21 protein-coding genes, 2 pseudogenes and 1 riboswitch are annotated in these 21910 nt (G+C 37.1%); of the genes and pseudogenes, 6 read left to right on the top strand and 17 right to left on the bottom strand.

Features of this window, described 5'->3' with window-relative positions; genetic code table 11:
• Positions 1-19 precede the first annotated feature (19 nt).
• Positions 20-202, bottom strand: a riboswitch (Lysine riboswitch).
• Between the two features lie 66 nt (positions 203-268).
• On the bottom strand, positions 269-1036 hold the full coding sequence (gene yunB / locus LDX58_RS13680) for a sporulation protein YunB (protein WP_227937399.1): 768 nt from the start codon (positions 1034-1036) through the stop codon (positions 269-271).
• Between the two features lie 78 nt (positions 1037-1114).
• Entirely contained in the window at positions 1115-1603 is a 489-nt protein-coding gene (locus LDX58_RS13675) for a dihydrofolate reductase (RefSeq protein WP_227937398.1), read from the bottom strand.
• A 328-nt stretch (positions 1604-1931) separates the two neighbouring features.
• Between LDX58_RS13675 and LDX58_RS13670 the strand changes: the two genes are divergently transcribed.
• The 5 genes from LDX58_RS13670 (at position 1932) to LDX58_RS13650 (ending at position 4323) form a co-directional block, all read left to right on the top strand.
• The gene (locus LDX58_RS13670) at positions 1932-2408 is read left to right on the top strand and encodes a YsnF/AvaK domain-containing protein (protein ID WP_227937397.1); all 477 of its coding nucleotides are present in this window, start codon (positions 1932-1934) and stop codon (positions 2406-2408) included.
• 105 nt (positions 2409-2513) lie between these two features.
• Positions 2514-3026 (top strand): YsnF/AvaK domain-containing protein, encoded by a 513-nt coding sequence (locus LDX58_RS13665; protein WP_227937396.1) that lies wholly within the window; start codon positions 2514-2516, stop codon positions 3024-3026.
• 73 nt (positions 3027-3099) lie between these two features.
• Positions 3100-3276, top strand: a complete 177-nt coding sequence (locus tag LDX58_RS13660; protein ID WP_227937395.1) for a hypothetical protein — start codon at positions 3100-3102, stop codon at positions 3274-3276.
• Positions 3277-3412: 136 nt separating this feature from the next.
• Entirely contained in the window at positions 3413-3652 is a 240-nt protein-coding gene (locus LDX58_RS13655) for a hypothetical protein (RefSeq protein ID WP_227937394.1), read from the top strand.
• Positions 3653-4152: 500 nt separating this feature from the next.
• A complete protein-coding gene (locus tag LDX58_RS13650; protein ID WP_227937393.1) occupies positions 4153-4323 on the top strand; it encodes a hypothetical protein in 171 nt (56 codons plus the stop codon).
• 484 nt (positions 4324-4807) lie between these two features.
• Here LDX58_RS13650 and galE read toward each other — a convergent pair whose 3' ends face one another.
• Positions 4808-5815, bottom strand: coding sequence for a UDP-glucose 4-epimerase GalE (gene galE / locus LDX58_RS13645; RefSeq protein WP_227937392.1), 1008 nt, complete (start codon positions 5813-5815; stop codon positions 4808-4810).
• A 247-nt stretch (positions 5816-6062) separates the two neighbouring features.
• On the opposite strand from galE, the gene LDX58_RS13640 reads away from it, so the two are divergent.
• Positions 6063-6488 carry a hypothetical protein gene (locus LDX58_RS13640; protein ID WP_227937391.1) on the top strand — a complete coding sequence of 142 codons (426 nt, stop codon included), beginning with the start codon at positions 6063-6065 and terminating at the stop codon, positions 6486-6488.
• A gap of 208 nt (positions 6489-6696) precedes the next feature.
• Here LDX58_RS13640 and LDX58_RS13635 read toward each other — a convergent pair whose 3' ends face one another.
• The 14 genes and pseudogenes from LDX58_RS13635 to LDX58_RS13570 form a co-directional block, all read right to left on the bottom strand.
• Positions 6697-6954 carry a hypothetical protein gene (locus tag LDX58_RS13635; protein ID WP_227937390.1) on the bottom strand — a complete coding sequence of 86 codons (258 nt, stop codon included), beginning with the start codon at positions 6952-6954 and terminating at the stop codon, positions 6697-6699.
• A gap of 363 nt (positions 6955-7317) precedes the next feature.
• Positions 7318-8223 (bottom strand): ATP-binding protein, encoded by a 906-nt coding sequence (locus LDX58_RS26450; RefSeq protein WP_308017520.1) that lies wholly within the window; start codon positions 8221-8223, stop codon positions 7318-7320.
• 33 nt (positions 8224-8256) lie between these two features.
• Positions 8257-8436: a hypothetical protein gene (locus tag LDX58_RS13625; RefSeq protein ID WP_227937389.1), complete on the bottom strand. Its 180-nt coding sequence runs from the start codon at positions 8434-8436 to the stop codon at positions 8257-8259.
• Between the two features lie 1042 nt (positions 8437-9478).
• On the bottom strand, positions 9479-9727 hold the full coding sequence (locus tag LDX58_RS13620) for a hypothetical protein (protein ID WP_227937388.1): 249 nt from the start codon (positions 9725-9727) through the stop codon (positions 9479-9481).
• Between the two features lie 885 nt (positions 9728-10612).
• Complete coding sequence (thyA, locus tag LDX58_RS13615) at positions 10613-10912, bottom strand: thymidylate synthase (protein ID WP_372459193.1); 300 nt, start codon at positions 10910-10912, stop codon at positions 10613-10615.
• Between the two features lie 273 nt (positions 10913-11185).
• Positions 11186-11845, bottom strand: a pseudogene (locus LDX58_RS13610) (thymidylate synthase); the annotation flags it as partial.
• Between the two features lie 705 nt (positions 11846-12550).
• A complete protein-coding gene (locus tag LDX58_RS13605; RefSeq protein ID WP_227937387.1) occupies positions 12551-14707 on the bottom strand; it encodes a TRAP transporter permease in 2157 nt (718 codons plus the stop codon).
• Between the two features lie 36 nt (positions 14708-14743).
• Positions 14744-15238, bottom strand: coding sequence for a DUF1850 domain-containing protein (locus tag LDX58_RS13600; protein ID WP_227937386.1), 495 nt, complete (start codon positions 15236-15238; stop codon positions 14744-14746).
• Positions 15225-16235: a TAXI family TRAP transporter solute-binding subunit gene (locus LDX58_RS13595; protein WP_227937385.1), complete on the bottom strand. Its 1011-nt coding sequence runs from the start codon at positions 16233-16235 to the stop codon at positions 15225-15227. Before LDX58_RS13595 ends, LDX58_RS13600 begins: the two co-directional genes overlap by 14 nt.
• A gap of 251 nt (positions 16236-16486) precedes the next feature.
• Positions 16487-17593 (bottom strand): HD-GYP domain-containing protein, encoded by a 1107-nt coding sequence (locus LDX58_RS13590; protein WP_227937384.1) that lies wholly within the window; start codon positions 17591-17593, stop codon positions 16487-16489.
• Between the two features lie 355 nt (positions 17594-17948).
• Positions 17949-18251: a YunC family protein gene (locus LDX58_RS13585; protein ID WP_227937383.1), complete on the bottom strand. Its 303-nt coding sequence runs from the start codon at positions 18249-18251 to the stop codon at positions 17949-17951.
• Positions 18252-18754: 503 nt separating this feature from the next.
• A complete protein-coding gene (locus LDX58_RS13580) occupies positions 18755-20116 on the bottom strand; it encodes a bifunctional metallophosphatase/5'-nucleotidase (RefSeq protein WP_227937382.1) in 1362 nt (453 codons plus the stop codon).
• Between the two features lie 26 nt (positions 20117-20142).
• Positions 20143-20951, bottom strand: a pseudogene (locus tag LDX58_RS13575) (sulfite exporter TauE/SafE family protein).
• 53 nt (positions 20952-21004) lie between these two features.
• A complete protein-coding gene (locus LDX58_RS13570) occupies positions 21005-21850 on the bottom strand; it encodes a DUF72 domain-containing protein (RefSeq protein ID WP_227937381.1) in 846 nt (281 codons plus the stop codon).
• Positions 21851-21910 lie beyond the last annotated feature (60 nt).

Raw genomic sequence — 21910 nt, 5'->3', positions numbered from 1 at the left:
GCGCACGTGATATCCCCACTAAGATGGTAGTCCTCCATAACCTGTTCGCATCCACGTTATGACAGCCCTGCATTTATTCAATGCAGTTCCAGTAAAAGCAGCCTGACCTCTACTTCCACTTCGGCGACATTCCCTTTCGCTTTCTCTCCACGTTGTCATCCTTAAGAAAGATATTCATGGCCGTCGCGCCTCTACCTCATTGTACAATGAGGCACCTCTATTCAATTACCGTATAGGATAGTACCATGTTTTATAGTAGTTGACAATATTAATTTCCTCCACCACTTGATGATTGACCAGCTGGAAGGATCATTCCTCCACCTTCTGAGTAGTATTCAGGTACTCTTCCTTGGATATTCACAAGCCCTACAGGAATCGTAGTCTTAATTGCCTCCGTATTCGTGGCAAAAGGAATGACAATTTTAGCATCAACAATCACATCAAAATTGACAGACATCGTCGTATTATTAATCCCTGTATTCTTCACATCTAATTTCAAATCTGTTTTCACATCACCAATGGCAGAAAACCGAACGGGAATTTGCGGACCTAACTGAGCAAGTAAAGCATTATTCGTTGCTTGCCCTAGTGGAATGCTATAAATAATTCCCCCCTCTGTCGTTAGAGGGATTTCATTTTCTGTTTCGAGCGATACATCAAAGGCTTCTCCTCTTTCTATTGCTTTTAGATGTCGTTGAACACGGTTCGTTGCTTCTGATAAAATTCGATTGTAAATCTGTGTATTAAACTGGATGGACGTTATGAAATTATCTGAATCGGTTTTGACAATAAATAACTCATCCTGATTAAGATCAGACGCAATTTTCTTTGATACCGCATCATTAATCGATTTTGTCGCTATCACTCGCGTTTCGGTGGTGGCAATATCCATTAAAGTGGGCCTAATCCCCTTCTCAACGATCCATAATCCTTGTACGGTTAACACTACAAAAATAAGAAAAGATAATAACAAAACATAGCGAAATGGAAGTGGACCTTTTCGAGATTGGGGTCTGCGTTTTCTCGGTGCTCTCATCTTGAAATCCCCCTTCACCACAATTATATGCAGCAAAGAGGGATAGTTTGACCAAAAGATTTATTTTAGTTGCCTAGCCTAACGCTCGATTCTTTCATATGTCCGAAATTCATGTGGGTAATGATTTTTCTCATCAACTGTACCTTGCTCGACTGAAACAAGCTCCCAAGTATCTTCATCAATTTCTGGGAAGTATGTATCCCCTTCAAAAGCCTCATCAATGTATGTAACATATAAGCGGTCGACATGCTCCCATAACAAAGAAAACACTTGTGTACCACCAATAACAAAGCATTCATCCTCTTGCTTGGCCAGCTTTAGTAAATCGTCAACATGATAGACGACTTCACACCCTTCCGCTTTAAAGCTCATACTCCTAGTAAGGACAACATTTTTCCGTTTAGGCAGAGGACGCCCAATCGACTCATATGTTTTTCTACCCATTACAATTGTGTGGCCTGTAGTCACCTTTTTAAAATAAGCAAGGTCTGCAGGTAAATGCCATGGTAACTGATTATCTTTACCGATCAAGCGATTGCGATCCATTGCTACAACAAATGAGATCATAGTAACCGACTCCTTTAGTTATGTATATGCTCATATCGTATCATATTGAAGTTTTCCTTGCAGGCAAACTTCCGTTAAAAAGGATGGTATCGCATAACAAATCGAGTGCTTCGGATAGACGTGCTTTTCAGCTGATAATATCTTTTAAGGTAATACTTAATCGATATGTTAATTCTTTCTTCCCTAACCGAAGCCATTACCTTTTTAGGTTTATCTCTCTTTTGATTGCTCTAACCGTCACTTTATTCTAAAGAATAGTTTCAATTACTTTGGAAATGATATAACTTGTAATACACGATCAATCACATTTTCTTAGGAGGTTTTCAGAATGGGATTTTTTGATTTGTTTAACGAAGAAGAAACTCAAAAGGAAAATCGAAAAGAAGTACGTGAAGTAGATCGAGTTACAGACACAGAGTTCGCCACTGAAGACGCACATCTTGATCTCCGTGAAGAACAATTAGATATTGACAAATATCGTGTGGAAACAGGAGATGTTATTCTTCATAAAGATATTATTGAAGAAGAGCAAGCAGTTAATGTTCCTGTGTCTCATGATCAAGTCATTATTGAAAGAAAAGCGGTCGATCATGAACCAACTGATGAACCGATAACAGACGAAGAAACGGTTCACATCCCTGTTACATCAGAAAAGATCGATGTCGATAAGCATACGGTTGTTACTGGTGAAGTTTCCGCTCATAAACGTTCTGTTGAGGAAACACAACAGGTTCGCGATGTCCTTCATAAAGAAGTCGCTGATGTTGAAGCACATGGTGAGGCAGACATTATTAAAGAGGACTAATGGAAAAAGTCGCTCCCCCTACTTAACCTTTGTTAAGTAGGGTTTTTTTCATACTCTAAAACAAAATGGGACATACTAATAAAAAACGCTACACTAGGAGGTCCCATGGGAAGATACATTCTTATTGGAGCTGTAATTGGAAGTATTTTAAGTTGGGTAATGAATATTTCAATTGTAACAGGACTTGTTCTTGGAGCTTTTGTAGCCGCAATCTGCTACACCATTTACTCTAAAAGAAACATTGCAGAAGGAACAAACGATTCTCTAGAACAAACCATTCAATTGCGTGAAGAACAGGTAGATATAAAGAAAGAACGTGTCCAAACAGGTGAAATAAAGATTCACAAAGAAATCGTTGAAGAAGAAAAAACGATTACAGTCCCAATCCGTAGAGAGGAAATGGTTATTGAGGCCGGAAGTGAAGAAGAACTTCGAATTCCTCTAAAGGAAGAAGAAATTGAAATAAACAAACACCCTGTTCAAGTCGCTGAGGTCTCTGTAACAAAACATCAAGTTGAAGAAACAGAACAAGTTAAAGCAACCGTCAAAAAAGAGACATTGAGCTATGAAACGGAAGGCAACGCAGATGTCAAAGAGGAACAGGAACAGTCTTTATAAATTCTTTAAACGTTTATAATAAAGACGATTCGGGAAACAAGGTAGTACGAGACCCCAAAGGAGGTTGTCCGACGTGAAAAAAGTACCAGTTGGCAGTATCTTCTATTTTATTGCCTCTTTACTATGGCTTTTCTTAGCCTTTACCGGTTTAGGAAATTGGTCAACTAAAGTTTATATCTTCTTGTTTATTCTTTTTGTTGCAATCGGCATCATTAATTGGAGAATGACCGATCGCGCTAATTCTGATTGATTCTCCTAACTATCCTTACCTGCGAAACTAAAGGATGAGAGTTTTTTATTAATAACGTCCTCCAGTGGACCGATATCATAGGAAAATGGTTAATATCTCCACCTTTTGTATAAAATAAAGAACAGAGGTGATTCAAATGAACCATGATTTAGACTATGATCGTGATGGTGATAGAGAAGATTTGTTAACAACAGAAAATGTCACGATGCAATTGCAAACAAATTTAGGCAAAGAACAAGAAATGATGCGTTCCTACTTAATACTAGCCGAACGGATACACGATAACGATAGCTTAAAAGATCGTTTAGTTAATTTTGCTGAAGGCAATGCTAAACGTTCACGACAATTAATCGACGAACTCTCACAAGAACATTAATAAAAAGGTGCTGAGAAATCTTAATTCTCTCTCATGTACATGGAGAATATGTAAGGGATAATTTTTGGCCAAAACAGAAATTGGCTAATTGAGCTAAGACGTCATTGTCAGGAAACGACAGTTATGGAAAATGAAGCTACGATTAGTAAAAGGAAAATAAAAGGCTTCTGAAAAAGGGAAAGCACCCTTTTGAGGAGCCTTAGTTTGAATAAGTTTCCTGCCTTGTCCATTTTGTTCGAAAGGTAAGAACTGTCATCGTTTTTCGGAAACCGAGAAACGCATTTACTTAATAGAGAGTCCAGGGATATAAGGCATACCAAGACTTTACAATAAACAGTCTACTGCTTTATTTCCTGTAAACCTTTAATAGTTCTTACTAACTTCAGATAAAAAAATAATCAAATCTTTAAATGTTAGATAATTCCATGATTGACAACAATTCCATTATCTATTACAATGGTAATGTAAACGCTTTCATATTTATTAAAGGGAGTGACGTTATGTCTGTAACACTTTCTGAGTTTGATAAGGAACAAATCATCAACACCCTTTTAGAACATCAATACTTTAAAATGCCTGATGGTCGCCAACTATACGAAGCATCTGAATCCGAACTTCAACTATTCATCTGTTCGGCAATCAATGACCAATATAATTTTTGCTCTTTATAACACATACAACAGCCAGTGTACAAAACGCACGGGTTTCGTTCTAAGAGGGAAAAGCGTTAAAAGTTAGATTTAAATAACATACCATTTAAGCAATAATGGTTAAATTTTTTTTGTCAGTACTTTGTATGAGTGGACTCTCGTTCCGTTATCTACTAACTGACAATCAAATTACCATGGAACAAATGAAGTGTTAATTAGAAAAGAGCTCTGATAAATCGATGGCACTGAAAAATCCCTTTTAGCAGATTCAAGGAAGCAGCAATGGCTCCACACGTTGCGCGCCTACTATGAGAAGCCCACTCATAGCAGGCTTAAGACAAAGCAACGGTTCTGCTCATTGCTTAAAGGCCACTGAAAAAGGTGAAAATCGTACCTTTTTCAGTGGCCTCGATAAATCTGAGCTCTTTTTAATGCTAAGTCTAGGAAAAGGAGACCTACCTTCCCTCCCTCTAGTTTAAAACACAATAAATGACTTGGATTTTGATTACTCATACCCATTTGGGTTGGTGTTTTGCCATCTCCAGGAATCTGCACACATCTCTTCAATTCCTTTCGTTGCTGCCCAGCCTAATACAGCTTTTGCTTTTGATGGATCGGCATAACATATGGCAACATCCCCAGGTCTACGATCGACAAGTTGATACGGAACACTACGCTGAGATGCCTTTTCAAACGCCTCAACCATTTCGATGACACTATAACCGTTCCCAGTTCCAAGGTTATAAGCATCCGCTCCTGTTGAATTCATCACTTTCTCGAGAGCCTTTAAATGCCCCTTTGCTAGATCAACTACATGAATGTAATCTCTTACACCTGTTCCATCTACCGTTGGATAATCATTACCAAATACTTTTAACTCATCTAATTTTCCCACAGCTACTTGCGTAATAAAAGGCATCAAGTTATTAGGAATTCCGTTTGGATCTTCGCCAATCATCCCACTAATATGTGCTCCAATCGGGTTGAAATAGCGTAAAAGAGCCATACTCCACTCTTGATCAGAAACATAGAGGTCACGGAGTATTTCTTCAATCATAAGCTTTGTTCGACCATATGGGTTTGTCGCACTAAGAGGAAAATCTTCAACAATTGGGACACGCTCAGGCATTCCATAAACAGTTGCCGAGGAACTGAACACGATTTTTTTAACGTTGTATTTCTGCATTAGTTCACTAAGAACTAGAGTACCCGTTACATTTGTATAATAATATTGTAATGGCATAGCAACCGATTCACCTACTGCCTTAAGACCTGCAAAATGAATAACGGCTTCAATTTTATTTTCAACAAAAACAGGTTCAAGTGCTGCCTTATCCAAAAGATCAACTTCATAAAAAGCAAAGTCTTTCCCTGTAATTTTTTTCACTCGTTTAATCGATTCTATTTTACTATTAGAAAAGTTGTCCACTACTACAATTTCATACCCAGCTTCTAGAAGTTCCACACATGTATGACTGCCAATGTATCCTGCTCCGCCTGTTACAAGGATCAACTTAAATCACTCCTCAATATCTTACTCTCTCATTCAAATTATTAATATTTCGTATTTTACCATATCGCTGTCATTTTATATAGGATATTTAGATAAGCCAAGTAAGCAACTGTACTCTAAAAGTAACATGAAGATGTTTTGTGTTTGGAATGCTTATTCAATGACTACACTCTTTACTAATGAGAGTGTAAGTAGAGCTAAGAATCATGAATGTTCAAAACCGGGTTATAGTAGGGAGGTTATTTGTATGAGACCCATTATGTACGGAGTGCTATTTGTCTTGCTTTGTGTGACCATTCCAAGTTTGATCGGCTTTTACCACAACACAGATCAAAAACAAGCGAAAGTGATTGAACATGAACAGATTGCCACTACTAGCAATAGTAATAAAATCATTGAAAAAGAAGCAGCGGAAAAAGAAACTACTTCCAACTCTTTTAACAATCACGACGGACATTCTGAATTAGTATTCACAAAAGAGGAAGCTGTTGAAGCTGTGCTTAATCAGTTTACCCTCACAGAATTACTTAGTCTTTATTCACAACTTCAAAATGGTATCGATGATGTGGACAAAGAGAAGATCCTTGCGATGCTGGAGGAACGCTTTACCGATGAGGAAATCGAAGCTCTTAAAGTCTATGGAATTTCCGAACTTGAAAAAGTGTTGCAGTGAGGAGATCAGTGTCTCTCGTGGGTCACTTATGCTTAATTCAACTCAGAAAGATGCTTAGCTTCAATAAGAAAACGGCATACCGTCTTGTTCTTAAGTCCAATGTACGGAGCCGTTGTCCTTCTAAAGTTATCAATCAAAAAAAACCTTCTCGAGATACGTTCAAAACTCTTTGAATCTCGAAACAAATCCTTTTTTAAAAGCCCCCATTTCAGGGCTGCTTTGGCATCAACTTTTCACAATGCTCAATCATTTCTGCCAATAAATCTTGTTTCTCAAGTGAGGTCCATGGAACTTCCACCCCTTGGCCTGGAGCAAGAGCCTTTCCCCTATACTCTTCTTGATCGTTGGCTGCGATATAAATATCCCAACTCCAAGTTCTCAATTTATTTGTTGAGGCTGCACTTCCGACATTATCAATTTCTACTAAAAAGTGATTTTTGATTTGAAATTCCCTTATATTATCCATTTATTAAAACACTCCTTTTACTTATCATTCTGCAAGAAGGGGTTATTTTCCTATAATAATCGTCAGACAATAACCGACAGAAGAAAACGTTTATGTCGAAAAAATTATTATGTTTGGAAAGTTTGCTAAACCTTCTTTACTTTTTTTACACACGTAAAGGTGTGTTACATGTCAGCTAGTCGTGGAGAATTTTTGCGGTAAACTACTTGATCTCAAAAAAAAAAGAGACACAAATCTATGAGATTTATGTCTCTTTTTACGATATTTTGGAGTTTCTCCCTCTGCTTTGAACCCTACTTTTAATTAATGATTAGAGATGCATTACCTCTAATAGATAAAGGGCAAAGGGCCTCTTGATTTATTTTACTTAGGTAACGTAATCGTAACCTTCGTTCCATCCTTTTTATTTTCAAAAGAGATCGTTCCCTTATGCTCTTGAATGATTCTTTTAGAGATCGACAATCCTAAGCCTGTCCCACCCTCTTTCGTCGAAAAGAACGGTTCCCCTAACCTACCTATAACAGCTATTGGTATCCCTATGCCATTATCAACCACCTCAATAGTAACCTCTTTATTCCCTATGGTGCTTACGTTAATCATAACTTTTCCACTTTCTTCTACGGCCTCTATTGCATTTTTTAATATATTAATCATCACCTGTTTTATTTGAATTCGGTCTACGTACACGTCAAACTTGTCTGAGTCAACCGAAACAGACATCTCTACATTATGAAGTGCAGCCTTACTTTGAATGAATTCAACAGTTTCACAAACAACCTCATTTATATCATAATGACCCTTCTTAGGAGCGGTTGGCTGCGTGACCAATAGAAAATCATGAATCAAGTTGTCCATTTGATCAATTTCACTTAAGACGATATCACGAAAATGATTATCCACCTGATCTTCAAACAAAAACTGAACAAAGCCTTTCACAGACTGCATCGGATTTCGAAGTTCATGCGCCAATCCGGCTGATAGCTGTCCAAGCAAAGCTAACTTTTCTAGCCTCATAAGTTTATCATCAACCGTATTACAACTTGAATTAGTAGCATTCTCTAAAATAACCGCGAAAATAGAAGAAAGCCTCTCCATCACTTCAATCTCATCTTGAGTAAACGCATATGGTTCTGGATCAATTGCACAAACAGTCCCATACATTTTCCCATTTTGTAGGTAAACAGGGACGCCCAAATAAGAACCAATATTAGCCTCATATATCGCATCAAAGACGTTAGCTCTCTCATCCTTTTTTGTATCATGTATAATTAACGGTTCCCGACCGTTACAAGGAATAAGACTTCAAATAGCATGGTCTTTCGATAACTCCATACCTTCATTCAAGTAGCAACCTTCTTCATTGAACACTTTTATTACTTTAAATGTTTCTTCAATATGACTAACAAAAAGCGTTCGAGCCCCAATTAATTTACTAGAAAACCATAAGAGATTTTCTAATATATCTTCATATTGAACGGCCATACTACTCCTCCTCTATCAAAAAAGGCACGTTTCTATTGTTTATCATGCTTTCCTGTTACCTAGTAAAACGACCTATTGTATATAAGTATAACAAGATTTTACAGCAATAGGGTTCAACTTGAAGGTTTTATCAAGATTCGGTCTAAATCCCTATATTCTTTATCACTCTTTTTAAAGGAGTGTTTCATAAACATTGTACTAACAATACAAAATTGTATAGAGACCCATGTTCAAAAAAGCATTTTAATTAAATGTTCCACTTTTTAACATATATGATTATTTAAGGGGTCATTATGATTAGTTACATGAAAAAGGAGGAGTTTATGTAACAGAACATTTTGATACTTGTCGTTGTAGTACTAGATATTTGCACGAAGACATCGAGTTGACTTCCAAAAAAGTTACAAAGGTATAGTGTTGGCCAGTTTTATTAACTCCCTTTATTATCGTCTTTTTTAGACACCTGTTTGGGAATTTAATCCTAGTAGTTTAAGCTAGGGGCTCTAAGAAAATTTTACATTTTTTTGTCCACCATCATTATCCCTTTTATGTTTATCTAACTTTCCTAAATCTTTCTCCAAATTAGTTTTACTTTTACCGATACTATAATGAGTTTATTCGTAGATTTACAATGCAAAGAATCCTTTAGAACACTTGTTATTATTTGAGTATACGTCTTAAAGGTCTAAATGTTTTTAAAAGCTTTCTTCATTAATTGGAGATTTTCAAATAACGATATCGACGTTTAACATGCAAGTACTAAGACACATTACAAAATTCACTTGATTTAATGCATCAGTTTACCCAAATGCTACGACTCTTTACAATCAAAGGACTTATAAAGATAAAACTTTTTCCATTTTTTACAAAGTTTTTTTGCTTTGTAAATCCAGCTTTACTAATTGAAATTTCGGGAAAAAGAAAACAAATTTAATTGAATTGAGGGGAGCAAACCGTGGAAATGGTATCCTACTTTTTAAAGTTTTGTTTTAAAGTCACTTAAAACGAGATGATATATTGGTCTAGCGAAAAAAACATCCCCTTAAGGATGCTTGGGCATTTGCTGTTCACATAAAGCCATCATTTCTTCCAGTAAGTTTTGTCCCCCAAGTGATGTCCAAGGCACTTCTATCCCTTTTCCAGGTGCCATTGCTTTTCCTTTGTATTCTTTCTCATCATTCGCAGCAATATAAATATCCCAACTCCAAGATTTGATTTCATCTCCGACATGTTCAATTTCAGCTAAATAGTAATTTTTCACCTTGAAATTTCCCATACGTTCTTTCATCATTTGAATCACTCCTTTAATTAATGTTTGTCCCTTCTCTTAGTTATTATAATAATCTGAAAACTGGATAATTGAAAGCATTAAGGGAGAAAATCTCACATTAAATATGCTATTACTTTGTAAGTTGTTAGATATTTACGGGATTCGACTCGTTCTCCTAACTGATTCCATTAGAACTAGGCTGTTTGCTAACGCTAGTAAACATCCTTACCGATTAACAGAACTAATCTATAGTGAAAACTACATTACCTTCGTAAGCGCTCTTCTTTCGGCATATTCTAAACATTTCGGACAAACTTTCATTTGTCTACCTTGATGATCTCGGTATTTTGTAAAATAATCTTGCTTGGATGAGCAAAAATGCATTTTTACTTAAAGAATGATTTTAAAAACGTAACCTTACTCTTCCTCATTTTGTATGATTATATTCACAAATATTCTTTGTTGTCATATTTTAAGTAACACTCGTTTAATGACGTGTATAGTTGAAAATAATTCAGTCGATACTTGTAAAAAAATGATTGCGAGGACTGATTAAGATGGAAGAAGAGGGTAATGTATTTAAAGGGTTATTGTGGGGATCTGTCTTAAGTGTTCCGCTATGGGCGGGGATCGTCTTGATCATTAAACAGTTGCTCCACTAGATCAAAAAAAAAACAGGTTCTCGTTAAATCAAGGGTAAAGAGATACAAACTTAAGCTAGCCTTTTTAAGTTTGTGTTCCTCAAGTCAGGGATTTACCGCCGACTTCCTTCAGATTCTGGGGTACCATATCTTATGCTAACTGCAACTCTGCCTTCACAGATTGGGGACTTGAACCCTAGAGAATATGCGCATGCCTGGCGCACATAAAAAGGTTTAAGGGGCACATCCCTTAAACCTTAGTTCACTAAACAGCTATTGTTCCTTTAATTTTTGGATGAGGATTATAATCCACGATTTCTATGTCTTCCATCTCAAATTCAAAAAGAGAATTTATATTTGGATTTAATTTTAGTGTTGGGAAATTACGAGGTTCACGATTCAATTGAGTTTTTATCTGCTCTATATGATTTAAATAAATATGAACATCCCCAAAAGTATGAATAAATTCTCCCACCTCTAATCCACATTCCCATGCTATTAAATGAGTTAAAAGAGAATAACTTGCAACATTAAAAGGTACTCCAATAAAAACATCACCAGATATATTTTATTCAATTAAGTTCGCTAAACTTAACCTGCTCTTTTATGAGCTACTACATGTTTCCATATAGATTAGACCATATTATCATCCAAATTGGATGCTCCCCGTTTCGAATGCCAATCGCTTGCACTCTACGAACAATCACGTTCTGGTCGTTGCACCTTCCTTCTAAAAGGCTTGGCTCAGGATTACCCACCGTCCTATACGGTTTGGGCTTCCCCTGAATTAGAGGAATTTTTCAATACGAATTACTCCGTAAAGGCGCTCTGGAATTTAACGCTGATATAATTGACAACTAAGTTTTCCGTTAGATACATAGAATTGAAACAAACTATGACATGGAGGAAGGGCCATACTTGAGACTTCACCGGGATTATATGCTACTACTAAATGTCTTCGACTATCAGGGTTAGATTTTATTTGCTCTACAACATTTTTTAATTGGTCTATCGTATCACCACGAGCTGTTTCCCAATCCCTCCACTGTTTCCCATATACTGGACCAAGTTCACCGAACTCCTTAGCAAATCTATCATCTTCAAGAATAAGTTTCTTAAACTTTTTCATCTGTTCTTTATATAATTCATTAAAGTCTTTGTCTTGTTGACTGCGGATTCCAAAACCAGTCATATCAGGACCGTTATATTCACCACTTTCAACCCATCTTTTAAAAGCCCACTCGTTCCAAATATTGTTTCCATGTTGAAGTAGATACCTGATGTTTGTATCACCTTTTATAAACCATAACAATTCACTAGCTACTAATTGAAACGGAACACTCTTAGTGGTAAATAAGGGAAAACCCTTACTTAAATCAAAACGCATCTGATACCCAAATATTGATTGTGTACCCGTTCCAGTTCTATCATCTTTTTTCGTACCATTGTCTAAAATATAACGACACATATCAAGATATTCATATTCTTGATGTTTCAATTTATCCACCCCATCTTTAAAAAAATCAAGTTAAACACACTTAAGATTCACTTAAATTTATATAAAGATTCATTATAATATAAAATCAAGTTTTTTTACATTTTCATTTAAATTAGTTAATTAGTTCGCATCATATTTTTCATCTGTCTTTGAGCTCTTTAATCTCATTATTCGTACATCAAGAGTTTCTTGCTTTTGTTGAATTAACCTGCTTAACATATTTATTTCTTCTTTTGTACTTTCATATTTGGATAACTATTTTGTAGTTTCCTCCTTACTCTTCTCTAATTTCATTTTTAGTATATCAACTGAATTTTCTTTTCTACATTGTAATGAATTTTCTTCATCACTTTGATCGATTATTATTTTTCCGAATAAATCCTTTCGCTTTAAAAGGTTTTAGTCCTTCCTTTGCCCCAAATTCTCCCATTTCTTCTTTAGCATAATCAAATTGAGGGTCTTTTATTTCACTTTATTATCTTTATCCATGTTAATCCAAATAGGAACTTTGTTTTGGTACAAGAGCATTACCACAACGAACAGGGTACTAACTCGGTCTGTTCCTTATTATTCCAAAGTCTTATCTAACACATTCTAATACTAATAATCATTTTAACATAAAGAAACAGGCATTTAGATCATTAAAATCTAAACACCTAATTCAAGTTGTCTATTAAATTGATTGCCTATGATATAATATCTAGCTTATGTGATTGATAGTTGTACGTGAACATCCTCTTTTTTCTTACGTAGCAATTGAATCGCAACTAAGAGAACTAATAATACCATTCCAGCGACATCAGTCATCCATGAACCATGGATAAATACCAATGCTGTTACAAGAGCCAGAATACGTTCATAGAAACGTAATTTAACAAGGAAGAAGTTTTGGATAAACACCACGAACGCGATAATCCCAAGTACTGCCGTAAAAATGTTTTGTGCCACGACCGGCCAACTGTAAAGGCCTGCGTTTTCAGGTAACAAGAGGATGACTGTATTCGTAGCAAATACAAATGGTAATAGCAATGCCCCTGAATCAAACTTAAAGCCTTGAATTCCGGTGCGGATCGGCTCAGAATTTGCTATTCCTGAGACCGCATAGGCTGGTAGGTTAATCGGTGGTGTATCATCCGCTAAGATCCCGTAATATAAAACGAAAAGATGCGCTGCCATAATCGGGACACCCATTTGCACAAGAGCTGGAGCAACCATCGCTGCTAAAATAACGTAAGTTGCTGTTGTCGGTAAACCTAACCCTAAAATTAAACAAGCAATTAATGTAAATACGAGTGCTAAGTACAAATTATCACCAGCAAAATTAACGATAATGATTGGCAACTTCGCCGTTAATCCAGTAAGGTTAATAACTCCAATTAATACCCCAGCAGTCGCACACGCTACGACAACCGTTAGCGAGTTACGCGCTGCCATTTCAAAGCCTGAAAATAATTCTCTTACTCCAAAACGAATCGGAGCTGCTTCAACTTTAAATTGCTTCTGCAAAAGGATTACAAAAAGAGAGACAAAAATACCAAGCGCAACCATCACAGCTATTTCAATGTTCCAATCTAAAACAAAGTGCATCCCATAAGCAAATCCGCCGACGATAGCGGCAATTAAAAGGCCAACGCCCATTTTCTCACGCATGCGATGAGTAAAGACGGCGAGTGTTAGCAAGATGACAATCGAAAAGAATGCTGCATTGGGAACGGTATTTCCTTTTACTAAAAAGTAAACGAGGATGATGATCGGCAAGATCAAATACCCGTGTTGAATCATTGTTTTCCGCGCTGATACAAGCATTTCTTTTGGTAGTCCTTTAATATTATGTTTCGATGCTTCAAAATGAACCATAAACAAAATAGCGATATAGCTTAAAATGGCTGGTATGGCCGCAGAACGAATAATCTCTCCATATGAATAAGGCGTATACTCTATCATTAAGAAAGCAGCCGCCCCCATAATTGGTGGTAACAACTGACCGCTTGAAGATGCTGCTACCTCGATCCCGCCAGCAACTTGTGGCTTAAAGCCAACTTTTTTCATCAATGGAATTGTAAAAGTACCTGTTGTAACTGCATTGGCAACCGAGCTTCCCGAAATCGAACCTAACATTCCAGAAGCAACAACCGCTGCTTTAGCAGGTCCACCTTTGTATTTTCCAAATGCCCTTAACGCTAAATCAATAAACATTTTCCCGGCACCTGTTGCTTCTAAAATGGCACCAAATAAAATGAAAATGAAAACATAAACGGCGGAGACCGATAGTGGAGTACCAAAAATTCCAGAAGATGTATACGTCATTTCATAAATAAAATTTTCGAAATCGGCTCTTGTATGTCTGAATGGTGGATTTAAGTAATGACCCAAAAAGAAATAAGCAATGAAAAGAGAACTTATGATGACTAACGGTTTTCCAACAACTCGTCTCGTTGCTTCTAAAACAAGAGCAAGCAGCACAATTCCAATAATCATATCCGTTAGTGTCATCCGACCTGTTAAAATCGAGTTTGAAGTTTGGTTTGAATATAAATAATAACCTACAAAAATCGCGATAAGCGCAATAAAAAAGTCATACCAAACAATTTTTGTTTGTCCTAACCCTCTTTTAATTGGAAAAATTAAAAACACAAGCGCCAGTCCAAATGTTAAATGGATAATCATATGAGTACGAGTTCCGACCCCTGGCAAGAGACCGAAACCAGCCGTATATAAATGATACAAAGACATGACAATTGCCATCACTAGAATAAGAAAAGCCATCCAACCGCGAACTTTCCTGTCACTGCCGGCAAGCTCATTTACTTTTTCCTCTATATCTGGATCGGCTTGATAACTGATTTGCTCATTCTTTGTCATTATATTCAACCCCTTCCAAGTTTAGAGACTATCGTTTTATTTTTTTATCACCTGGATTCGAATTCGTTTTCCGTTTAATTCGCCAGATAAATCAACCGTTTGCTCTCCTACATAAAAAGCATGTGGAAACAGATCAGACGGCAGCATATTTAAATGCTCTATTAAACGTTCCTGCTTAATGACGATAAAGCCCTCTTTCATTTCTAGTTCATCTCTTTTCTCATAAGGTAGACCGGCCCCAAATGACTGCGTCCAACTCGCTGTAGCTATCATATTATAATGATCATCTATTTTAAAATATTCTCGAACCTGAGATAATTCAACGGAATGGATATACTCATGATAGAAAGTTTCATCTGGTTTAATAGGCGTTTCAAAAAAAACGACATCCTCATAAGGTAAGTAAATCTGTAAAAAGTATTCATCCTGCTGACTAGGAGTCAAAATGAAGTAGATCACTATGAAAAGGAACAAAAAGGCAGTGCTTAAAAGCAATGCCTTTTTGCTAAACTTTTTTTTATTGCTCATCATAAAAACGTTGTGCACCTGGATGAACGTCGATAGACATGCCATCTAATGCTGTATCTAACGTAATGTTCGCACCTTGTTGGTGAGCATTACTGAAAGCATCAGAGTTTTCAAACATAGCCTTCGTAATGTCATAGACAAGATCTTCGTCCATTTCAGAAGACACAACTAGCATAGCAAGTACAGCAGCTGTTGTTGTATCCTCAGTTCCGTATGTGTCACCAGGAATAGTGAACTCTGTATAGTACGGATAAGCTTCCGCTAGCTCAGCCAGTTTCTCTGAACTAATCGCAATAACGTTAATGTCTTTTGATGCTTTAAGAGCTTCCACTGCACCAGTAGGTAATCCAGCTGTAATGAAAGCTGCATCAATGTTACCATCTTGAATTCCATTAGCAGCATCACCAAAGCTCATGTATTCTGGACTAATGTCATCATATGTGATGTCATGTACTTCAAGAATTTGTCTTGCATTGATTTCAGCACCTGATCCTAAGTCACCGACTGCAACACGCTTATCTACTAAGTCTTCAATCGTTTCAATACCACTGTCAGCGGCTGTAATGATTTGAATCACTTCAGGATAAAGAGTAGCAATCCCTTGGAAGCCTTCTAGAGCACCATCTTCTTCAAACATATTAATACCCTCTGCAGCATAGTAAGCTACATCATTTTGAACTAAAGCAAGATCTGCATCGCCATCAATGATTCCGTTAATATTAACAACAGAAGCACCAGATGCGAATGAAGCAGCATCAACGTTTTCAATGTGAGCATTAATAATGTTGTTTGCAAGTGCCGCTCCAAGTGGGAAGTATGTACCTTGCTCTCCACCTGTCATAATTGCGATATCTGTGAATTCACGAGCCGTATCGTCCCCTTCTGCTTCTTTAGTCGTATCAGCACCGTCGTCAGTTGGTTCTGCAGGCTCTTGTGCACCACCACATGCAGCTAGTACGAGCATAAGAGCTAGCATCATTAAAAAACTGATCTTCTTCATGTAAAAATTCCCCCTTATTTCTTCTAAATTTTATTGTTAGCAAATGTAATTTGCCTAACACCTTTTCCATTTGTTGGATCACTCTCTATTCTATATATATCTTTTTAAATTTACAACTTAATAGGCACATTTTCAAACAATTAAACTAGTAATCACCAAACCATCCAAAAAAAGGTGTTTATTTGACATTTCAGTCATCTACTATCAACAAAAAAAGCCCTCGTAAGTTACACAAAGGCTTTCATAAACGATTAAACTAAACTGCTTGCCGCTAACGTAGTTTCTGTCTCAACAATCGTTACATTTAATTGTTTCATTAAATCGACATCGTATGAAGGTGAAATCTCAATATTATTTTCTTCAATAATACGAACAACAGGATGGGTACTCAATTGTTTATTTTGTTTGACTACAATCGCCATTCTTCCATCACTTAATTTCACTTTTAATCCAGCTGGATAAACCGCAATCGTTCGTCTAAATGCTTCAACAAGCGTCTTGTCAAATTGTTTTCCAACGCCAGCATATAACAGCTCCAATCCTTCATGAGGTAGCATCGATTTCCGGTAAATTCGATTGGAAGTAACCGCATCAAATACATCAGCAATCGCCATTATCTTTGCATAGTAATGAATTTGATTGTCCTTAAGTCCTTGTGGATAACCAGTTCCATCCAACCGTTCATGATGCTGATAGGCACAATGCGCTGTAAGCAATGAAAGATTAGGAGCATTTCTTAGCATATCAAAGCCCGCTTTGGCATGAGTCTGAATGATACTGAACTCTTCATCATTTAAACGTCCTGGTTTATTTAACACCTCAACTGGAATAGCCATCTTCCCAACGTCATGAAGTAAAGCACCCATCCCAATATCCATCATTTGTTTATCATTAAAACCTAACTCGACTGCTAGCCCTAACGTATAGACCGTTACATTAAGCGAATGAGTGAATATATAGCTATCATAAACGAACATATCCGATAAGATGGTCAACGCATTCTCATTCTCTTTAATATCAGATAAAATAGCCTTGATTACTTTAGAAAAATCTTTACTTAAGTGATCACCGTTAAACGTTTTTTTAAGATTCAAATCGTTCGCAATGACTTGAAACTCTTTCTTAATCGTTTTAACAGCTTTACGTTTCGTCTCTTCTCTTACAACATTTTCTATATCTATATCATCTGTTCGTTCATCTTGAACATAAATAAAAGTAAAGCCTAACTGACTTAAACGATTAAGAACACGATCTGTAAGCTCTGCTCCTTGAAATAAGAGGACTTGTCCATTATCATTATATATTGGTTTAGCAAGTTTAGATCCTGCCGTTACAGAGCGAGTAGAAACTAACCTCATGGAGTTCTCCTTTTCGTTGATATTCAATAAGCAGAAAACAAGGCGAATGTCTAACTTAACTAGTTGCTGCTTCGTTTCATAGACTTAAGAAAACTCGAAAATCATTTCCAACAAGTGCCAATTTTCGACATAAATAGACGCAGCTGCCATGTCTCAAAATGTTTGAATATTGTTTTAGTAGGAATTATCTACTATTAAGTTTACATCATTAAGAAGAGTCTGCAAGTAAAACCTTCCATTCTAGGCGAATTTTCTTTAAAAAATGAAAAATTTGTCGAAATTTTTCATTTCATAGCAATAAATATTGATATTTTTAAATAGAGTAGTCCATAATGACTACTCTATTTTGAACGTTCTATTTCATTTTTAATAAAGCATCTTTTCCTTTCATACCAACATGAATACCTAACTGCTCGGCTTCTAAAGTAACAGATTCTAAAGGGGCCTCTAATAGTTGATCAATTGTTCTTACACCAACTGCTCGACCTGCAACAATTTTACGATCCTTTAATTTTTCATTTAAAAGCGCAACATCTAGTGCTCCACACATAATGTATCCTGTATCATTCATAACTGCCATAAAATTAGTTTTAGGAAGTTTTAATGTAACGGCAATAAACGTTTCGCCTTGAATTTGAATTGGGTTCATTTCAAGCATCAATCATACCCTCCCTTTCATTCGCTCTATCTCATTAGTACGATATGAAAGGATTCTAAATGGCGTGAACCTAAATTAAGAGCTAGTTCAAAAAGGGCGTTTTTCCAAGGGCTGAAAAAGGTACGATTTTCACCTTTTTCAGTGCCCTTGAAGCACTGTGCGGAACTGCTACCTGCTCTTAAGAACCCTATGAGCGGGTTTCTCATAGGGGGCGTGTAGCTTGTGGAGCCAGTGCCTATAATGAAACAAAAAGGGCGTTTTTCCAAGGGCATTGAAAAAGGTACGATTTTCACCTTTTCAATGCCCTTGAAGCAATGAGCGGAACCGTTGCTTTGTTTTAAAGCCTGCTATGAGTGGGTTTCTCATAGCAGGCGCGCAACGTGTGGAGCCATTGCCACTTCCTCGAAACTGTGCGGAACTGCTACCTGTTCTTAAGAACCCTAGGAGCGGGGTTCTCATAAGTGCGCCAGAAAGATAGTTCCACACTTTCTTAAAACCACTCTTTATGCCCATTTTTGCGTTAGCTTCCACGCCAATACATCTCGCAAAAATTCAGGCATAAAATACTGTTTCTCCGTGGAATCGGAGAAATCTGGGAACAAATATCCAAATGTATACATATCCAGTGTCGCTACTGAATAGACTTTTTCTTTATTAAGTGGCTTATTAAGAACTTTTATTTGGATCATACTAGACTGTTGTTCGATCTCAATACCTGTAAAAAGCATGACACCAAGTATTTTTCCACGGAAACCAAAACCCTTCAGTTCTAGATCAGTCAATTCTTTTGTCAGCGCCCTCTTAATCGTTTTCTCAAGTTGCGCACCTGTTACTTTCACAGTACAAGGATTAATAGGATGCGGACAAATACGATGAATATCTGCTTTTGTTACAACTCCTTGTTCAAGGGATTCAAGCAGGACTCCTGCATTTAACATACCGATCTCTTTTCCACACCACTCGGTGACCGCATCACAAAGAAGTTGGCCAAATTCCGTTTGTTTTTGCCAGTGAACCGGTAGAGGCTTCGGAATCACCGCAATCGGCTCACTTAGAATTTCCGATGCTTGTACTTTCATTCGTTCTAGTATTTTATCCGTATCCAAATCTTTCGGTTTCTCTTTCAAATCCAATAAACTGGCTTGCCTCTGTTTAATTCTATGTACAGAATCATCATAATCTAAAGTTACTTTTCCCAGAAAAGCACCATGCTTTCCCGTCTGAGCTATCAATGTATCCCCAACCCACTTTCCATTAGGAAGTACATGATGAGTATGGGCCCCTAAAATCACATCAATTCCCGAAATTCTTTCGGCGATTTCTTCGTCCTTTGTTAACCCTAAGTGAGACATAAAAATAACAATATCAGCTTGCTTTCTTACTTGAGGTAAAAGCTCTTTTAGCAAGGGTAAAGGAGCTTTTACCTTCCACCCCAACTGTTCATAAAAACGAGAGAAAGGTGCTGTGATTCCAATTACTCCTATTTTCAACCCACTCTTCATTGTATGTATCACAAATGGCTTCATCCACTTCGGACGAGCTTCATTCTCACTGAACACATTCGCTACAATAACAGGAAAAGTAGCTTGTTCATATAAAGACTCTAACTGATCTTTTGAAAACGTAATTCCTTCATTGTTTCCAATGGTTCCGTAATCAACACCGGCCTCATTTAACAGCTCGACATTTCCCTTTCCATATGTCGCTTCTGTCAGGGCATTGCTTCGATCGGTATGGTCTCCCAATTCTAAATAAAGCGTGTTTTCATCTCTGTTTTTCTTAATATACGCAACTGTTTGAGACCAATTATCAAAACAGCTATGGATATCATTTGTATGAAATATAGTTAGTTGCTTGATCGCCAAAATTTAATTCCTCCTTCCTAAACTACTCACAAACCCTCGTATATGAGTCTAAGCGCAACAAATATCAATACGATTCGAAGAACAAGGACTAAACTGTCACTTGATAATCGACGATTGATCGCAGCTCCGGTTAGCCCACCAAACCATGCTCCAGGTAAAAGAGCAAGTATATAAAACCACTCAACATTTCCTAAAATTATATGTGCTAGAGAGCCGGCAAATGCCGATAATAAGATCATAAACATCGAAGTTGCTACGGCTATATGCGGAGGAAAATGAAAGAGAATCATCATCGCTGGTACCATGAGCGAGCCGCCACCAATTCCAAATAAACCTGATAACATCCCAACAACAAAAGAAAGCATTAAAGCCGGTAACACGTTATAGCTATATGTATAGGTAGTTCCTTCTTGATCGATATAGGTACGTTCTATTCTTTTTTTCGTATATAGTTTTGGGGTGAGTCGGCTGCGAATAAACAAAACAACCGAAACCAGTAAAATAAAGATCCCTAAAAACAATTGAAAAGAATCAGCATCAAAACCTCGATTTAGCCAAGTACCAACAATCGCACCGGACCACTTGCACAAAAAAAGAGCAGACCACTCTTATAATCAACTTTCTTTTGCTTCACATAAGCGATCGTTGCTGAAAATCCCGTTACGATCATAATGACAAGCGAACTCCCAACTGCAACTTGCGGTGTGATATCTATTAAAGACAAGCTTGCAAGTAATAATAAAGAAGGAACGACAATGATTCCTCCGCCAAGCCCCATAAGACTCCCAACTGTTCCACCTACAAAGCCGACTATTACTAGTATCAACCAAACCATCTTATTCACACCTACTTCTTCATTAAGTTCATATCATATCATCTCTTCTATTATCAAGAAAATAGATCTAATTGTCTAGGTGCAAGACCTTGATAGTCAATTTTCAGTAAATCAATCAGCTGTTTAGCATTCTCAGCAGCATCTCCACCAGAATTATTGTTGAACACAATATAAATATCTTTTGTTTGTAAGGCTAAAAGCTTGAGTCGTTCCTGCCATTCTTGTAATTCTTCCAAATTGTATTGATATAAATATCGTACGTCTCGCCACGTACCATCACCAGGATCATTCCATCCATGTACATTCCGACCATGAAAACGAATTAACGTTTTATCGTCATGTGTGGCTTCTAGTACAATGGGAATCGACCGCATCCCCGCTTGAGGTTCATCACAAATGCTATGAATCCATCCTTCTTCCTTCATAAATTGAAGCGTTTTTCTATACATCTCCCCATCAAACCAAGAGCGATGTCTAAACTCAAGTGCAACTGGTATCTCTTTTAATTGTTCTTTCACATACCGAATCCACTGCACGTGTTCTTTTTTACAATCGAACCACGGTGGAAACTGGCAGAGTACCATCGCTAATTTTCTAGCTTGAAGGAAAGGCTCAAGCGATAAACGGAACGCCTGAAACATCTCTTCTTTCGTTTCAAAAGGAGCAAAGCCTTTTTGATGCCCCGTCATTCCTTGATAGGCTTTTACGACAAATTGAAAAGTTTGCGGTGTTTCCCGAACCCACTTTTCCATATTCCGAATAGGTTGTACAGCGTAGAAAGATGCATCAACTTCTACAATTGGATAATGGCCTGCATAGATTTCTAACTTAGATTGTCTGCTTGCTACTGTATACAGATCATCATGATCGCCCCAGCCTGCTAAGCCTATGTAGATCATTTTTAACAGCTCCTTTAATGATTACATTACCTACATTGTACCTGAGATAAAGCCAACCTC

Origin of the sequence: Alkalihalobacillus deserti, from assembly GCF_020734105.1 — a bacterium.
GTDB lineage: Bacteria > Bacillota > Bacilli > Bacillales > Bacillaceae_D > Halalkalibacter > Halalkalibacter deserti.
The sequence above is the reverse complement of the archived record's forward strand: the minus strand, read 5'-3'. Positions and strand labels throughout refer to the sequence as shown.

Excerpts from the sequence above, each read along its gene's own strand:
- LDX58_RS13670 (WP_227937397.1), top strand. The coding sequence starts at position 1,932 with ATGGGATTTTTTGATTTGTTTAACGAAGAAGAAACTCAAAAGGAAAAT.
- LDX58_RS13635 (WP_227937390.1), bottom strand. The coding sequence starts at position 6,954 with ATGGATAATATAAGGGAATTTCAAATCAAAAATCACTTTTTAGTAGAA.
- LDX58_RS13655 (WP_227937394.1), top strand. The coding sequence starts at position 3,413 with ATGAACCATGATTTAGACTATGATCGTGATGGTGATAGAGAAGATTTG.
- LDX58_RS13625 (WP_227937389.1), bottom strand. The coding sequence starts at position 8,436 with ATGGCCGTTCAATATGAAGATATATTAGAAAATCTCTTATGGTTTTCT.
- LDX58_RS13595 (WP_227937385.1), bottom strand. The coding sequence starts at position 16,235 with ATGAAGAAGATCAGTTTTTTAATGATGCTAGCTCTTATGCTCGTACTA.
- LDX58_RS13665 (WP_227937396.1), top strand. The coding sequence starts at position 2,514 with ATGGGAAGATACATTCTTATTGGAGCTGTAATTGGAAGTATTTTAAGT.
- LDX58_RS13600 (WP_227937386.1), bottom strand. The coding sequence starts at position 15,238 with ATGATGAGCAATAAAAAAAAGTTTAGCAAAAAGGCATTGCTTTTAAGC.
- LDX58_RS13590 (WP_227937384.1), bottom strand. The coding sequence starts at position 17,593 with ATGAGGTTAGTTTCTACTCGCTCTGTAACGGCAGGATCTAAACTTGCT.
- LDX58_RS13585 (WP_227937383.1), bottom strand. The coding sequence starts at position 18,251 with ATGCTTGAAATGAACCCAATTCAAATTCAAGGCGAAACGTTTATTGCC.
- yunB (WP_227937399.1), bottom strand. The coding sequence starts at position 1,036 with ATGAGAGCACCGAGAAAACGCAGACCCCAATCTCGAAAAGGTCCACTT.
- LDX58_RS13620 (WP_227937388.1), bottom strand. The coding sequence starts at position 9,727 with ATGATGAAAGAACGTATGGGAAATTTCAAGGTGAAAAATTACTATTTA.
- LDX58_RS13640 (WP_227937391.1), top strand. The coding sequence starts at position 6,063 with ATGAGACCCATTATGTACGGAGTGCTATTTGTCTTGCTTTGTGTGACC.
- LDX58_RS13650 (WP_227937393.1), top strand. The coding sequence starts at position 4,153 with ATGTCTGTAACACTTTCTGAGTTTGATAAGGAACAAATCATCAACACC.
- LDX58_RS13675 (WP_227937398.1), bottom strand. The coding sequence starts at position 1,603 with ATGATCTCATTTGTTGTAGCAATGGATCGCAATCGCTTGATCGGTAAA.
- LDX58_RS13570 (WP_227937381.1), bottom strand. The coding sequence starts at position 21,850 with ATGATCTACATAGGCTTAGCAGGCTGGGGCGATCATGATGATCTGTAT.
- LDX58_RS13605 (WP_227937387.1), bottom strand. The coding sequence starts at position 14,707 with ATGACAAAGAATGAGCAAATCAGTTATCAAGCCGATCCAGATATAGAG.